The following is a 15,042-nucleotide window of genomic DNA, read 5'->3' on the forward strand; positions in this document are numbered from 1 at the left end:
GCTAGATGGCTAAACCAGGATCAAATTCAAGCGCAAAAGGCGGCTTGAGTGAGCTTAAGTCAAGATTGTTGTTCGTACTTGGTGCGATAATTGTGTTTAGGCTTGGCTCATATGTGCCTATTCCTGGTATCGATGCCGCGGTGTTGGCTGAATTATTCGACCAGCAAAAGGGTACCATTGTAGAAATGTTTAACATGTTCTCTGGTGGTGCTCTTGAGCGTGCCTCGGTTCTTGCCCTGGGTATAATGCCATACATTACAGCTTCCATTATCATTCAGTTGCTTACTGTTATGCATCCACCGATGATGGAACTTAAAAAAGAAGGCGAAGCAGGACGTCGTAAAATTAGTCAATACACACGTTATTTCACGTTAGTGTTGGCTACATTCCAAGCAATTGGGATAGCGACAAATCTACCTAATCTGATTTCAGGTTTGGTGATTAATCCGGGGTTCGGTTTTTACTTCACAGCTGTTGTGAGTTTGGTCACCGGTACCATGTTTTTAATGTGGTTAGGTGAGCAAATTACAGAGAGAGGTATCGGTAACGGTATTTCTATATTGATTTTCGCGGGTATCGTGTCAGGTTTGCCGACGGCCATAGGTCAAACGGCAGAGCAAGCACGACAAGGTGATTTGAACCTACTGTTCTTGTTACTTATTGGCGTAATAATAATTGCTATCACGTATTTTGTTGTGTTCGTAGAGCGTGGCCAACGTCGTATCGTCGTTAACTATGCAAAGCGTCAGCAGGGCCGTAAGGTCTTTGCAGCACAAAGCACGCATTTACCGTTAAAAGTAAATATGGCAGGTGTTATTCCTCCGATTTTCGCGTCAAGCATCATTCTGTTCCCTGGAACCATTGCAAATTGGTTTGGTCAGAATGAGTCATTCTCTTGGTTACAAGAAGTGGCATTGATGTTGTCTCCTGGACAGCCTCTGTATGTGATGTTTTACGCTGCTGCGATCATCTTCTTTTGTTTCTTCTATACTGCGTTGGTTTTTAACCCTCGCGAAACAGCGGACAATTTGAAGAAGTCTGGTGCGTTCGTTCCTGGGATTCGTCCTGGTGAGCAGACCTCACGATACGTTGATAAGGTAATGACTCGCTTAACCCTAGCTGGCGCGCTTTATATAACCTTTATTTGTTTGGTGCCTGAATTCATGTTGATAGCTTGGAACGTACCGTTTTACTTCGGTGGGACCTCTCTACTTATTATGGTAGTGGTTATCATGGATTTCATGGCGCAAGTGCAGACCCATTTGATGTCTCATCAATATGAGTCTGTTCTTAAGAAAGCTAACCTTAAGGGCTACGGCCGTTAAGTTAGCGATTTACGGAGTGATGAAATGAAAGTTCGTGCATCCGTCAAGCGGATTTGCCGTAACTGTAAAGTCATTAAGCGCAACGGTGTTGTGCGTGTGATTTGCAGTTCTGACCCTAAGCATAAGCAAAGGCAAGGTTAATCGTATGGTTTGCGGAATTGCTAAATACGATAGTATCCGCAAACCTTAATTTGCAATTTTGTCATCGGGTAAGTATCCTATCGGGCTTTTTAGGCTGATGACATAAACTATGAGGAGTACTGTTAATGGCCCGTATCGCTGGCATTAACATCCCTGAGCACAAGCACACTGTAATCGCGCTAACCGCGATCTTCGGTGTAGGCTCTACACGTGCACAAAGCATTTGTGAAGCTGCTGGTGTTGCAGAGACAACCAAGATCAAAGATCTTGATGAAGCACAAATTGATAAATTGCGTGACGAAGTTGCGAAATTCACTGTCGAAGGTGACCTTCGTCGTGAAGTATCAATGAGTATTAAACGTTTGATGGACCTAGGTTGCTTCCGTGGTATTCGCCACCGTCGTAGTCTTCCTCTACGTGGTCAGCGCACTAAAACTAATGCGCGTACCCGTAAAGGTCCTCGCAAAGCAATTAAAAAGTAAGCGGGGATTAAGATGGCTAAAGCTCCTACTAAAAGCACGCGTAAGCGCGCAAAACGTCAAGTTGCTGACGGTATGGCTCATATCCATGCCTCTTTCAACAACACAATAGTGACAATTACAGATCGTCAAGGCAACGCTTTGTCTTGGGCTACATCTGGTGGTTCTGGTTTCCGTGGTTCACGTAAATCTACCCCTTTTGCTGCTCAGGTAGCTGCTGAACGTGCTGGTACAGCCGCTCAGGATTACGGTTTGAAAAATCTAGAAGTATTCGTTAAAGGTCCAGGTCCAGGTCGTGAATCTGCTATCCGTGCTTTGAATGCTGCTGGTTATAAAATCACTAATATTACCGATGTGACGCCTATTCCTCACAACGGTTGTCGTCCACCGAAAAAACGTCGCGTTTAATCGACGGACTGTTGGAGAAAGATAATGGCAAGATATTTGGGTCCAAAACTCAAACTTAGCCGCCGCGAAGGAACAGACTTGTTCCTGAAAAGTGGCGTTCGAGCAATCGAATCAAAATGTAAAATTGATAACGCACCTGGTCAACACGGCGCACGTCGTGGACGTTTGTCTGACTACGGTGTTCAATTACGTGAAAAGCAAAAAGTTCGTCGTATGTACGGTGTTCTTGAAAAGCAATTCCGTAACTACTATAAAGAAGCGGCACGCTTAAAAGGCAATACAGGTGAAAACTTGTTGCAACTTTTAGAGCAACGTTTAGACAATGTTGTTTACCGCATTGGTTTTGCTAGCACTCGTTCTGAAGCGCGTCAACTAGTTAGCCACAAAGCAATTTTGGTTAACGGTCAAGTTGTTAACGTTCCTTCTTTTAATGTTTCTGCTGATGATGTTGTATCTGTACGTGAAAAAGCTAAAAAACAAGCTCGTATTGTTTCTGCTTTAGAGCTTGCTGAGCAACGTGAGAAACCAACTTGGATTGAAGTGGACAGCAAAAAGATGGAAGGCACATTTAAACGTGTTCCTGAAAGAACTGATTTGTCTGCTGAAATAAACGAACAGTTGATTGTCGAACTTTACTCTAAGTAAAGCTTAAAGAAGAGAGGTAACAATGTCGGGTTCTGTAACTGAATTCTTAAAACCAAGGTTAGTTGAAATTGATAACGTTTCGCCTACACGTGCAAAGGTCACTTTAGAGCCTTTGGAGCGTGGTTTTGGTCATACATTGGGTAATGCGTTACGTCGTATTCTTTTGTCATCTATGCCAGGTTGTGCAGTGACTGAAGTTGAGATCGACGGTGTATTACACGAGTACAGCACCAAAGAAGGCGTTCAAGAAGACGTTATCGAAATATTGCTTAACCTTAAAGGTTTGGCGGTACGTCTTGAAGGCAAAACCGAAGCAACACTAACATTAGTGAAGTCCGGTGCGGGCCCAGTATTAGCTGGAGACATCCAGCATGATGGTGATGTTGAAATCGTAAACCCAAGTCACGTTCTTTGTACTTTAACTGGCGAAGCTGAACTCAGCATGCGCATTAAAGTAGAAATGGGCCGTGGGTACGTTCCAGCGTCAACTCGTCGCTCTTCTGAAGAAGATGATCGCCCAATTGGTCGTTTATTGGTTGATGCTTCATTTAGTCCAGTATCACGTATTTCGTACAACGTTGAATCTGCGCGTGTTGAACAACGCACTGATTTAGACAAGTTAATTATCGATATGGAAACCAATGGCACTATCGATCCCGAAGAAGCGATTCGTCGCTCAGCAACTATATTAGCTGAGCAATTAGACGCATTCGTTGAACTTCGTGATATGTCAGAGCCTGTTGAGAAAGAAGAGAAGCCGGAATTTGATCCGATTCTTCTTCGCCCAGTTGATGATTTAGAACTTACAGTACGTTCAGCTAACTGCCTTAAAGCAGAAGCGATACAATATATTGGTGACCTAGTACAACGCACCGAAGTTGAGTTGTTAAAGACTCCTAACTTAGGTAAAAAATCTCTTACTGAGATCAAAGATGTACTAGCTTCTCGTGGACTTTCACTAGGTATGCGCTTAGAGAACTGGCCACCAGAAAGCATCGCAGAAAAAGATTAATCAGATTTAAAACTGATTTTTAAAGAAGGATAGGACTATGCGCCATCGTAAGAGTGGTCGTCAGTTGAATCGTAATAGTAGTCACCGTCAAGCGATGTTTCGCAATATGGCTGGCTCATTGGTGAAGAGTGAGTTGATTAAAACAACTCTTCCTAAAGCGAAAGAACTACGTCGCGTAATTGAACCTCTTATCACACTTGCTAAGCAAGACAGTGTTGCAAATCGCCGTTTAGCGTTTGCACGTACTGGTGATAAAGAAGTTGTAGGTAAGTTATTTAATGAACTTGGCCCTCGCTATGAAGAGCGTCCTGGTGGATATATTCGCATTTTAAAATGCGGTTTCCGTACCGGCGATAATGCTCCAATGGCATATGTAGAATTAGTAGACCGCCCAGAAGTGGAAGAAGTCGTAGAGACTGAAGACGCAGCTGCGGAATAAAAATTCCTACAATAAAAAAACCGGATTAAAATCCGGTTTTTTTATGTCTGAAATTCATAGAATAACCAAATATTACTTTGTAGCTACCGAGTAGGAGCGTACCGTTTTTAAGGCCTATGCTGGAGAACAAGGTGTGCAGTCGATTATATCTCCCTATTGGTTTTCATTACTTATCTTTCACCTCTAACTACCCTAAGGCAAATGCTCTATAAGTCGCCTTACGCATATGAGAAATCACATCTTAAATAACATTGCAGACTGTGACAAAACAGTTAACTCTGAGGGGAACATAACAAGGCCGATATAGGCTAAGGGCAAAGTGATAACAGTTATAAAAAAACCGGATAATAATCCGGTTTGATAATATTAAAATGTTTAAAAATTAGATAGCTATTGTTCAGTGACAATTTTTAGTGCGGCTGTAATTTCTTCATCAGTAGCGCCACCTTCCTTTGCATACTTATATATGCTGTCTTCATCAAGTCCGAAATTTTGTGCCGTCTCAATAATTCTTCTAACATTATCTCTTTGTGGCCCAGACTCACGAACAGCTGTACTAACGACACTTTCGGCATCGTTAGGAAAGATAGCAAGCAATGCCTCAACCACATACTCGCCGACGAGCGGAACTGCATCAATCGCAGAAGTTAGTATATCAACGATTTTGTTAGGGTGCTGTTGCGCTAACGACTGAACAATAAAGTCAGCGGAATCAGGTTCTGTAATGACTGCGACTCTCACAATCTCGTTCAGTTCATCAGGGGTTGAATTAGCTGCAGCTGTTACAACAAAGTCAACATAGCTTGGTTCAGCATTAATTGCGGTTTTAACAATCGCAGTACAACTAGCGATTTCCTTTTCTAAAGCAATCTTGACGATATCTTCTGTCAACATAGGCTGAGCGGATATTGCGGCATGTATAATTTCTTGATACCTATCTGGATACATATCTAATGCCGTGCTCACCACACTGGATGTTTCTTGTGGGTAATTACTAGCAATACTTTTGACGGCACGACCTATCGACATATTTTGAGCGACTTGACGTTTTACGAATGAACTAGTTGCATGGTTATCATTCGAAACCTCAGCTTCTTGAGCACCGACACTGTATACGGACGAAATTAAGCTCGCAATGAACGCTACTTTTATTATTTTTTTCATTTTTCAGATATCCAATAACTAAAACTGACTTCTACGTTATGACATCCGTGCCACTTAAGAGTCTAAACTTAACAACAAATTTACTAAATAGACAGTAAAGCGCGAGTTTTGTTCAAAAAACATTCTCTACAGGCTTTATTTAGCATTTTTTGAAATAAACACTTGCGATCAAAAAAGGGATCTCTATAATGCGCCTCTCGCTTCGGGACAGCCGCTAAAACAGCTGCACCGACACTGGTTTTCACTAGGTGATTTAAGGCTTTTATGAAGACTTTAATCAGCGTGATGTAAGGCGGTTTAGTTTAGTTTTTCAGTTTGTGATCCACGTCAAAAATTGATTCGAAATTAAATAAAAATAACGCCTTGACATCGAAACTTGAGAGCGTATTATACGCCTCCCGCTTAAGAGGGTCCACGGACAGCATCTTAAGCCGCTTCCAAGGAAGTACGCTACTTCGGTAGCACTGTTCTTTAACAATTAATAACAAGACAATCTGTGTGGGCACTCACTTGATGAGTGTCTACCAAAAAAAATTCATGTTCGATAAATATTTAATTGAAGAGTTTGATCATGGCTCAGATTGAACGCTGGCGGCAGGCCTAACACATGCAAGTCGAACGGTAACATTTCTAGCTTGCTAGAAGATGACGAGTGGCGGACGGGTGAGTAATACTTAGGAATATGCCTTTGTGTGGGGGATAACTATTGGAAACGATAGCTAATACCGCATAACGTCTTCGGACCAAAGGGGGCTTCGGCTCCCGCGCAAAGAGTAGCCTAAGCGAGATTAGCTTGTTGGTGAGGTAAAGGCTCACCAAGGCGACGATCTCTAGCTGTTCTGAGAGGAAGATCAGCCACACTGGAACTGAGACACGGTCCAGACTCCTACGGGAGGCAGCAGTGGGGAATATTGCACAATGGGGGAAACCCTGATGCAGCCATGCCGCGTGTGTGAAGAAGGCCTTCGGGTTGTAAAGCACTTTCAGTTGTGAGGAAAGGTTGGCGGTTAATACCCGTTAGCTGTGACGTTAGCAACAGAAGAAGGACCGGCTAACTCCGTGCCAGCAGCCGCGGTAATACGGAGGGTCCGAGCGTTAATCGGAATTACTGGGCGTAAAGCGCACGCAGGCGGTTTGTTAAGCTAGATGTGAAAGCCCTGGGCTCAACCTGGGAATTGCATTTAGAACTGGCAGGCTAGAGTTTTGGAGAGGGGAGTGGAATTCCAGGTGTAGCGGTGAAATGCGTAGATATCTGGAGGAACATCAGTGGCGAAGGCGACTCCCTGGTCAGTAACTGACGCTCATGTGCGAAAGTGTGGGTAGCGAACAGGATTAGATACCCTGGTAGTCCACACCGTAAACGCTGTCTACTAGCTGTTTGTGGATTTAATCCGTGAGTAGCGAAGCTAACGCGATAAGTAGACCGCCTGGGGAGTACGGCCGCAAGGTTAAAACTCAAATGAATTGACGGGGGCCCGCACAAGCGGTGGAGCATGTGGTTTAATTCGATGCAACGCGAAGAACCTTACCTACTCTTGACATACTAGAAACTTTTCAGAGATGAATTGGTGCCTTCGGGAATCTAGATACAGGTGCTGCATGGCTGTCGTCAGCTCGTGTCGTGAGATGTTGGGTTAAGTCCCGCAACGAGCGCAACCCCTGTCCTTAGTTGCCAGCCTTAAGTTGGGCACTCTAAGGAGACTGCCGGTGACAAACCGGAGGAAGGTGGGGACGACGTCAAGTCATCATGGCCCTTACGAGTAGGGCTACACACGTGCTACAATGGCGAGTACAGAGGGAAGCAAACTTGCGAGAGTAAGCGGATCCCTTAAAGCTCGTCGTAGTCCGGATTGGAGTCTGCAACTCGACTCCATGAAGTCGGAATCGCTAGTAATCGCAAATCAGAATGTTGCGGTGAATACGTTCCCGGGCCTTGTACACACCGCCCGTCACACCATGGGAGTGGGTTGCAAAAGAAGTAGCTAGTTTAACCTTCGGGAGGACGGTTACCACTTTGTGATTCATGACTGGGGTGAAGTCGTAACAAGGTAACCCTAGGGGAACCTGGGGTTGGATCACCTCCTTACTATTAGGTTAGGCCTCATCAGGCTGAGTGTTCACACAGATTGTTTTGTTGTTAGTAAAGAAGAACCGAGAGACTCTTTAAAAAGACTGATGTCGATTTAAGAGGGGCTATAGCTCAGCTGGGAGAGCGCCTGCCTTGCACGCAGGAGGTCAGCAGTTCGATCCTGCTTAGCTCCACCAAATTGCTTGCGCAATAATAGGCTTGTAGCTCAGCTGGTTAGAGCGCACCCCTGATAAGGGTGAGGTCGGCAGTTCAAGTCTGCCCAAGCCTACCAAATCTTTCCTACTCTGCGTTATGTAGTTCGTCGTTTAGCAGGCTAAACGTCCTCACTACATGCTTTGATTAGAAAAGATTACAGCGGCATAGGAGACTCGGTTTTAGTAGAAAAGATTAGCCTTAATCAATGTGTACTGATTCAGTATTTATTGATTAGGGTTTTTTAAACCCTACGTGAATGCGTGCAAACGCAAACACATGTTCTTTAACAATATGGAAAGCTGATAAAAGTAATCAAAACTAAGAGAACTCTTTAAGAGCTTACTCTATCTGATTTGAAAATGAATACTTGTCACGCATACAAAGTAGATACGCTGATAACTTCGGTTATGAGTAACGTCTATACGTCAAATATTAAAGGTTATTTGGGGTTGTATGGTTAAGTGACTAAGCGTATACGGTGGATGCCTAGGCAGTTAGAGGCGATGAAGGACGTGTAAGTCTGCGAAAAGTTGTGGGGAGCCGACAAAATGCTTTGATCCACAAATGTCCGAATGGGGAAACCCACCGCTTCGGCGGTATCATACAGTGAATACATAGCTGTATGAGGCAAACGAGGGGAACTGAAACATCTAAGTACCCTTAGGAAAAGAAATCAACCGAGATTCCCCTAGTAGCGGCGAGCGAACGGGGATTAGCCCTTAAGCTAATGATAAGCGAGTGGAAGGTGTTGGAAAGCACAGCGATACAAGGTGATAGCCCTGTACACGAACGCGAATTTTAAGTGAAATCGAGTAGGTCGGGACACGTGTTATCTTGACTGAACATGGGGGGACCATCCTCCAAGGCTAAATACTCCTAACTGACCGATAGTGAACTAGTACCGTGAGGGAAAGGCGAAAAGAACCCCTGTGAGGGGAGTGAAATAGAACCTGAAACCGTATACGTACAAGCAGTGGGAGCAGACTTGTTCTGTGACTGCGTACCTTTTGTATAATGGGTCAGCGACTTATATTTTGTAGCAAGGTTAACCGAATAGGGGAGCCGTAGCGAAAGCGAGTGTTAACTGCGCGTTTTAGTTGCAAGGTATAGACCCGAAACCCGGTGATCTAGCCATGGGCAGGTTGAAGGTTGAGTAACATCAACTGGAGGACCGAACCGACTAACGTTGAAAAGTTAGCGGATGACTTGTGGCTGGGGGTGAAAGGCCAATCAAACCGGGAGATAGCTGGTTCTCCCCGAAAGCTATTTAGGTAGCGCCTCGGACGAATACCACTGGGGGTAGAGCACTGTTAAGGCTAGGGGGTCATCCCGACTTACCAACCCTTTGCAAACTCCGAATACCAGTGAGTACTATCCGGGAGACACACGGCGGGTGCTAACGTCCGTCGTGAAGAGGGAAACAACCCAGACCGCCAGCTAAGGTCCCAAAATTATTGCTAAGTGGGAAACGATGTGGGAAGGCTAAGACAGCTAGGAGGTTGGCTTAGAAGCAGCCACCCTTTAAAGAAAGCGTAATAGCTCACTAGTCGAGTCGGCCTGCGCGGAAGATGTAACGGGGCTAAGCAATATACCGAAGCTGCGGACGCAAAGTTTACTTTGCGTGGTAGGGGAGCGTTGTGTAAGTGGCTGAAGGTGAACTGAGAGGTTTGCTGGACATATCACAAGTGCGAATGCTGACATGAGTAACGATAATGCGGGTGAAAAACCCGCACGCCGGAAGACCAAGGTTTCCTGTCCCATGCTAATCAGGGCAGGGTAAGTCGGCCCCTAAGGCGAGGCAGAAATGCGTAGTCGATGGGAAACGGATTAATATTTCCGTACTTGGTATATCAGTGATGGGGGGACGGAGAAGGTTATGCAAGCATAGCGTTGGTTGTCTATGTGAAAGTGTGTAGGGTTGAATCTTAGGTAAATCCGGGATTCTACATGCCTGAGACACGAGACGAGATTCTACGGAATTGAAGTTGCAAATACCCTGCTTCCAGGAAAAGCCTCTAAACTTATGATATATCGAACCGTACCCCAAACCGACACAGGTGGTCAGGTAGAGAATACTAAGGCGCTTGAGAGAACTCGGGTGAAGGAACTCGGCAAAATCGTACCGTAACTTCGGGAGAAGGTACGCCCCTGTTTGTGATGAGACTTGCTCTTTGAGCGAATGGGGGCCGCAGTGAAAAGGTGGCTGGGACTGTTTATTAAAAACACAGCACTGTGCTAAATCGAAAGATGACGTATACGGTGTGACACCTGCCCGGTGCCGGAAGGTTAATTGATGGGGTTAGCGCAAGCGAAGCTCTTGATCGAAGCCCCGGTAAACGGCGGCCGTAACTATAACGGTCCTAAGGTAGCGAAATTCCTTGTCGGGTAAGTTCCGACCTGCACGAATGGTGTAACCATGGCCACGCTGTCTCCACCCGAGACTCAGTGAAATTGAAATCGCAGTGAAGATGCTGTGTACCCGCACCTAGACGGAAAGACCCCGTGAACCTTTACTATAGCTTGGCACTGAACATTGACCCTACATGTGTAGGATAGGTGGGAGACTTTGAAGCGTGAACGCCAGTTTGCGTGGAGTCAACCTTGAAATACCACCCTTGTACGTTTGATGTTCTAACGTTGTTCCCTTATCGGGAATGCGGACAGTGCCTGGTGGGTAGTTTGACTGGGGCGGTCTCCTCCCAAAGAGTAACGGAGGAGCACGAAGGTTGGCTAATCCTGGTCGGACATCAGGAGGTTAGTGCAATGGCATAAGCCAGCTTAACTGCGAGACAGACACGTCGAGCAGGTACGAAAGTAGGTCATAGTGATCCGGTGGTTCTGTATGGAAGGGCCATCGCTCAACGGATAAAAGGTACTCCGGGGATAACAGGCTGATACCGCCCAAGAGTTCATATCGACGGCGGTGTTTGGCACCTCGATGTCGGCTCATCACATCCTGGGGCTGAAGTCGGTCCCAAGGGTATGGCTGTTCGCCATTTAAAGTGGTACGCGAGCTGGGTTTAGAACGTCGTGAGACAGTTCGGTCCCTATCTGGTGTGGGCGTTGGATGATTGAGGGGAGCTGCTCCTAGTACGAGAGGACCGGAGTGGACGAACCGCTGGTGTTCGGGTTGTTTTGCCAAAAGCATTGCCCGGTAGCTACGTTCGGAATCGATAACCGCTGAAAGCATCTAAGCGGGAAGCGAGCCCCAAGATGAGTCATCCCTGGCAGTTTAACTGTCCTAAAGGGTTGTTGAAGACTACGACGTTGATAGGCAGGATGTGGAAGCGTTGCAAGGCGTTAAGCTAACCTGTACTAATTGCCCGTGAGGCTTAACCATACAACGCCCAAATGACTTTGGATGTTGTTTGTATGACAAGTATTGAAATCAAGAGTAAGACTAAAGAGATTTAGCGATGATTACAGCCAGACCTTAATAGGCGCGGCATCAGCTTTTACATATTGATTTATTAAGCTGCGGCTTGATAGATAACAGTTTATGTCTGGCGGCCATAGCGATGCGGCCCCACCTGATCCCATCTCGAACTCAGAAGTGAAACGCATTAGCGGCGATGGTAGTATGGGGTTTCCCCATGCGAGAGTAGCACACTGCCAGACTCCCATTACACGAAAAGCCCTGAACAAAAAACGGTCAGGGCTTTTTCGTATATGCGTTTCGCGCAAAGCGAATCAGCAATAAACCTCCAGGGAAGTATCAAATACGGTATAGACACGTCCATGATGAAGCATTCCCCGCGACAAAGTGGCAGCCACGCCCTCCATGGCGTGTCGTGCGGCTGGACGTTGCTGTGCAACTAAAGATACCAGCCTTACCCAGACTCCCATTTAGAATGAAGCCACCTTAATCGGGTGGCTTTTTTCGTTTCTGCGACACAGAAAATACCAAAGGCAACCGAGACACATCACCAAGGTGACTTCATCCTAAGCGCTCTCGCGCAAACGATAATCGAGCAATGATAAATCCTGTATTAATGCGGATTGGTATAAGTCCTTTAAATTTTCGTTGTGTGGCTAATTATTTAATGGAGTTGGTGTATGGCAAGGGGGGATTTAGCGTTTCTAAAAAAGGGCCTTCCAGTTCATTTAGATTGTCAAAGTAATCAATAAAGTCTTTCAATGTTTTGCCTAATTATCAGTTGCCTCAAAAGCGCATACAATTGCATCCATACTTTTAGATATCCTTACAAACAAGGCGGTTAATAATGTCTCACCAAATTATCAAAGATTTAAGCACGCGTTATACAGTGAAAAAATACGATACGTCTAAGCGGATTTCGGATGAAGATATCGCCGTTATTAAAGAAGCGATCCGCTTATCCGCTTCATCAATTAATTCGCAACCTTGGAAATTTATCCTAGTTGAAAGTGATGAAGGGAAGCAACGCTTACATGATACGTTTGCAAATAAACATCAGTTTAACCAGCACCATGCGAAAGAAGCATCACATACTCTTCTACTGGCATACGACCCGCACTTTACTAAAGAAAAGTTTGTTAAACGTGTTGATGCAGAGGTGAGTTCAGGTCACTTGCCCGCGGACATGCGAGATTCCTTTATGGGGGCATACGCTTTTGCTGAAATGAATACGGACGAGAGTGGATACAATGGCAGTTGGACCAAAGCGCAAGTGTATCTAGCACTTGGCAATATTATGCACACACTTGCACGATTAGGTATCGCATCTACACCGATGGAAGGAGTTGATAAAGAGTTGATTGGTGAGAAATTCAGTGACGAGCTTGATGGTCACATTTGTGAAGTAGCCTTGGCTATGGGCTATCAAAATACCGATGACGATTGGAACTATGGCTTGCCTAAAGCTCGCCTAGCCATTGAGGAAATCATTGCGGTTGTATAGGGCATTTAATTAACTGTTCTGTCCAAGAGTAACCAGCCAAGATTTAATCTCTGGTTACTCTTGGACGTTGTTAAGGGAATTTCGCATTTACTACTTCGAATAACAGCCTTGCTGCTAGTTTAGTTGTTCGCTGGTCGATATCGTAAGTGGGATTCATTTCTGCTACATCCGTTAAAGCCCACTGATAACCAAGTTTGTTCTGATTTGCGGCGAGCCATCTCAGGATTTGCAATACAAAGGGTATCTCGATACCCAATGTGCTTGGCGCGCTTACCCCCGGCGCATTAGCGCTTGAGAATGCATCAAGACATATCGTGACATACAGCAAGTCAATTTCGCTCAACATCGGAGTAAGCAATGATATCGCTTTATCTACTGAGCAATCTTCGTCGAGTAGAAATCGTGTGCCCGTCATTGCTGCACTATCAAATAATGCTAATGTGTTGGCGGTCTTGGCTATTCCTAAACACGCGTAGTCAAATGGTAGAGAATGCTCGGTACAGTACTGGTGAATTTGTCTAAACGGGGTTCCAGAACTAGCATGCGGTGCTGGTAAACGTAGATCAAAGTGCGCGTCGAAGTTAATAATGCCGATACGTTTTGAATTATCCTTTGCTACATCAGAGTTGTTGAATGCATGCTGTAAACCTAGGTAACTTCCCCAAGCTATCTCATGTCCGCCGCCTAAACCAATAACAAAACAGTTTTGCTTAAGCGCTTTTGATACCTCAGTTGCATAATTTTGCTGACAGGAATCTAGGCATTCGTTGGCGACTACATCGCCTTTATCAAGCAAACTGACATTGTGCTGATACGGTAAGTTGGCTAGGGCGGAACGAATGGCATTTGGGCCCGTTTTTGCACCAACTCTACCTTTGTTTTCTTTCACGCCCAGATCGCACGCGAGGCCAATTAAACAACAGTGCGGGTTAGTTGTAGAGCTCGCTTTTTGGTTTACAACCTGATGCCACCTTAACCCACGCGCCTTATCTTCATCATCAGTGCGCCCCTGCCATATAAATGTATTGTTCATATCAGCGCTCTTTACCATTAACCCAAACACGAGTCGGACGAATTTGGTTAATGCCGTAGCTTAGTTCATTAGGATGTTGTATGTCCCATAAACACATATCTGCATCAAAACCTGATGAAATTTGTCCCTTCTGAGCTAGACCTAGAGCCTGCGCCGCATTTCGTGTGACACCCGATAACGCTTCTGCGGGTGTCATACCAAATAATATGCAACCCATATTCATGATCGTTAGTAATGATGCTACAGGCGAGCTGCCGGGATTGAGGTCGCTCGCCAAGGCTATTGGTACATGATGTCGGCGAAGAGCTGTTAAAGGGGGGCGTTGGGTTTCGCGTAGGTGATAAAACGCACCAGGTAACAGTACAGCTACGGTATTAGATTTGGCGATTGCGGGTACATCGTCAGGTGGCAGGTATTCGATATGGTCAACGGACAATGCGTTAAATTTGGCAGCTAACCTCGCACCTTTCAGATCAGATAATTGCTCTACATGGGCTTTTATATTCAAACCATAATGCTTAGCCGAACGGAATACTTTTTCACATTGCACTGGGCTAAACGCGATTGACTCACAGAACACATCAACACTGGTCGCTATCCCTTGCTTAATGACTTCTGGCATGACGTGCTCACAAACAAAGTCCACATAAGCATCTGGGTCTTCGTGAAATTCAAACGGTACGCTATGTGCTCCGAGATAGGTCGGCTGAATATTGACCAGTAAATATGATTCGATATCTTTGGCCACCTGCAACATACGAAGCTCTGTTGCTAAATCAAGACCATAACCAGACTTGATTTCAATCGTGGTTACCCCTTCTTCAACTAAGCGTGCTGCGCGGCCTATGGCAGAATTGAGTAAGCCCTCATAGGAGGCTAAACGTGTGGCATTAACTGTACTTCGAATACCCCCACCTCGTTGCGCTATTTGCGCGTAACTCATGCCCTGCTGGCGCATCTCAAACTCTAGTGCGCGGTTGCCTGCAAACACTAAATGAGTGTGACAATCAATCAAACCGGGTAGTAGCCATTTCCTTTGTGCGTCAAACGTTTTAATTGTGCTACTTAGTCGTCTTTTCGCCGGCTCAATTGCGTCTATAAGGCCGTTTTTAATGAAAATACAGGCGTTTTCTCTTATGCCGTATGGATCATTTTCTGTCTGCTTAGTGGAGCGCATCGTCGCTATATTGACATTGTTAATACAGAAATCTGCATTCTGATTCATTTACTAC

Annotated in this window: 11 protein-coding genes, 2 tRNA genes and 3 rRNA genes; 13 read left to right on the plus strand and 3 right to left on the minus strand. The window is 45.3% G+C overall.

Going from position 1 to position 15,042, the window contains the following annotated elements; all coding sequences use genetic code 11:
- Window positions 1-5: 5 nt before the first annotated feature.
- The 7 genes from secY (at window position 6) to rplQ (ending at window position 4,449) form a co-directional block, all read left to right on the plus strand.
- The gene (secY, locus tag PATL_RS05140; protein ID WP_006990562.1) at window positions 6-1,325 is read left to right on the plus strand and encodes a preprotein translocase subunit SecY; all 1,320 of its coding nucleotides are present in this window, start codon (window positions 6-8) and stop codon (window positions 1,323-1,325) included.
- Window positions 1,326-1,349: 24 nt separating this feature from the next.
- Complete coding sequence (rpmJ, locus tag PATL_RS22360; protein WP_007104309.1) at window positions 1,350-1,466, plus strand: 50S ribosomal protein L36; 117 nt, start codon at window positions 1,350-1,352, stop codon at window positions 1,464-1,466.
- A 125-nt stretch (window positions 1,467-1,591) separates the two neighbouring features.
- Window positions 1,592-1,948 carry a 30S ribosomal protein S13 gene (gene rpsM, locus PATL_RS05145; protein WP_006990561.1) on the plus strand — a complete coding sequence of 119 codons (357 nt, stop codon included), beginning with the start codon at window positions 1,592-1,594 and terminating at the stop codon, window positions 1,946-1,948.
- A gap of 12 nt (window positions 1,949-1,960) precedes the next feature.
- On the plus strand, window positions 1,961-2,353 hold the full coding sequence (gene rpsK, locus PATL_RS05150; RefSeq protein ID WP_006990560.1) for a 30S ribosomal protein S11: 393 nt from the start codon (window positions 1,961-1,963) through the stop codon (window positions 2,351-2,353).
- A 24-nt stretch (window positions 2,354-2,377) separates the two neighbouring features.
- Window positions 2,378-2,998 carry a 30S ribosomal protein S4 gene (gene rpsD / locus PATL_RS05155; RefSeq protein ID WP_006990559.1) on the plus strand — a complete coding sequence of 207 codons (621 nt, stop codon included), beginning with the start codon at window positions 2,378-2,380 and terminating at the stop codon, window positions 2,996-2,998.
- 22 nt (window positions 2,999-3,020) lie between these two features.
- Window positions 3,021-4,010: a DNA-directed RNA polymerase subunit alpha gene (rpoA, locus tag PATL_RS05160; protein ID WP_006990558.1), complete on the plus strand. Its 990-nt coding sequence runs from the start codon at window positions 3,021-3,023 to the stop codon at window positions 4,008-4,010.
- Between the two features lie 37 nt (window positions 4,011-4,047).
- Window positions 4,048-4,449, plus strand: coding sequence for a 50S ribosomal protein L17 (gene rplQ, locus PATL_RS05165; RefSeq protein WP_006990557.1), 402 nt, complete (start codon window positions 4,048-4,050; stop codon window positions 4,447-4,449).
- Window positions 4,450-4,839: 390 nt separating this feature from the next.
- On the opposite strand, the gene PATL_RS05170 is transcribed toward rplQ, so the two are convergent.
- Window positions 4,840-5,613, minus strand: coding sequence for a hypothetical protein (locus PATL_RS05170; RefSeq protein ID WP_011573883.1), 774 nt, complete (start codon window positions 5,611-5,613; stop codon window positions 4,840-4,842).
- Between the two features lie 553 nt (window positions 5,614-6,166).
- Between PATL_RS05170 and PATL_RS05175 the strand changes: the two genes are divergently transcribed.
- From PATL_RS05175 to PATL_RS05200, 6 genes are all read left to right on the plus strand, one after another.
- Window positions 6,167-7,699: ribosomal RNA gene (locus PATL_RS05175) — 16S ribosomal RNA — on the plus strand.
- A 103-nt stretch (window positions 7,700-7,802) separates the two neighbouring features.
- A tRNA-Ala gene (locus tag PATL_RS05180) sits at window positions 7,803-7,878 on the plus strand.
- An 18-nt stretch (window positions 7,879-7,896) separates the two neighbouring features.
- Window positions 7,897-7,973 (plus strand) — tRNA-Ile (locus PATL_RS05185).
- Window positions 7,974-8,352: 379 nt separating this feature from the next.
- Window positions 8,353-11,237, plus strand: a 23S ribosomal RNA gene (locus PATL_RS05190).
- Window positions 11,238-11,399: 162 nt separating this feature from the next.
- Window positions 11,400-11,515: ribosomal RNA gene (gene rrf, locus PATL_RS05195) — 5S ribosomal RNA — on the plus strand.
- The 16S, 23S and 5S rRNA genes sit together here with 2 tRNA genes alongside, the layout of an rRNA operon.
- A 605-nt stretch (window positions 11,516-12,120) precedes the next feature.
- Window positions 12,121-12,777 (plus strand): nitroreductase family protein, encoded by a 657-nt coding sequence (locus PATL_RS05200; RefSeq protein WP_011573884.1) that lies wholly within the window; start codon window positions 12,121-12,123, stop codon window positions 12,775-12,777.
- A 70-nt stretch (window positions 12,778-12,847) separates the two neighbouring features.
- Here the strand turns inward: PATL_RS05200 and hutG are convergent, their stop codons facing one another.
- Together hutG and hutI are read right to left on the minus strand one after the other, a co-directional pair.
- Window positions 12,848-13,810, minus strand: a complete 963-nt coding sequence (gene hutG, locus PATL_RS05205) for a formimidoylglutamase (protein ID WP_041713384.1) — start codon at window positions 13,808-13,810, stop codon at window positions 12,848-12,850.
- Between the two features lies 1 nt (window position 13,811).
- On the minus strand, window positions 13,812-15,035 hold the full coding sequence (hutI, locus tag PATL_RS05210; protein ID WP_011573886.1) for an imidazolonepropionase: 1,224 nt from the start codon (window positions 15,033-15,035) through the stop codon (window positions 13,812-13,814).
- Between the last annotated feature and the right edge of the window lie 7 nt (window positions 15,036-15,042).

The organism is Paraglaciecola sp. T6c (assembly GCF_000014225.1).
Lineage (GTDB): Bacteria > Pseudomonadota > Gammaproteobacteria > Enterobacterales > Alteromonadaceae > Paraglaciecola > Paraglaciecola atlantica_A.

Bases quoted from the DNA above. Each gene is read 5' to 3' on its own strand.
- rplQ (WP_006990557.1), top strand. From the start codon at position 4,048: ATGCGCCATCGTAAGAGTGGTCGTCAGTTGAATCGTAATAGTAGTCAC.
- rpsM (WP_006990561.1), top strand. From the start codon at position 1,592: ATGGCCCGTATCGCTGGCATTAACATCCCTGAGCACAAGCACACTGTA.
- hutI (WP_011573886.1), bottom strand. From the start codon at position 15,035: ATGAATCAGAATGCAGATTTCTGTATTAACAATGTCAATATAGCGACG.
- rpmJ (WP_007104309.1), top strand. From the start codon at position 1,350: ATGAAAGTTCGTGCATCCGTCAAGCGGATTTGCCGTAACTGTAAAGTC.
- rpsD (WP_006990559.1), top strand. From the start codon at position 2,378: ATGGCAAGATATTTGGGTCCAAAACTCAAACTTAGCCGCCGCGAAGGA.
- PATL_RS05200 (WP_011573884.1), top strand. From the start codon at position 12,121: ATGTCTCACCAAATTATCAAAGATTTAAGCACGCGTTATACAGTGAAA.
- secY (WP_006990562.1), top strand. From the start codon at position 6: ATGGCTAAACCAGGATCAAATTCAAGCGCAAAAGGCGGCTTGAGTGAG.
- rpoA (WP_006990558.1), top strand. From the start codon at position 3,021: ATGTCGGGTTCTGTAACTGAATTCTTAAAACCAAGGTTAGTTGAAATT.
- PATL_RS05170 (WP_011573883.1), bottom strand. From the start codon at position 5,613: ATGAAAAAAATAATAAAAGTAGCGTTCATTGCGAGCTTAATTTCGTCC.
- hutG (WP_041713384.1), bottom strand. From the start codon at position 13,810: ATGAACAATACATTTATATGGCAGGGGCGCACTGATGATGAAGATAAG.
- rpsK (WP_006990560.1), top strand. From the start codon at position 1,961: ATGGCTAAAGCTCCTACTAAAAGCACGCGTAAGCGCGCAAAACGTCAA.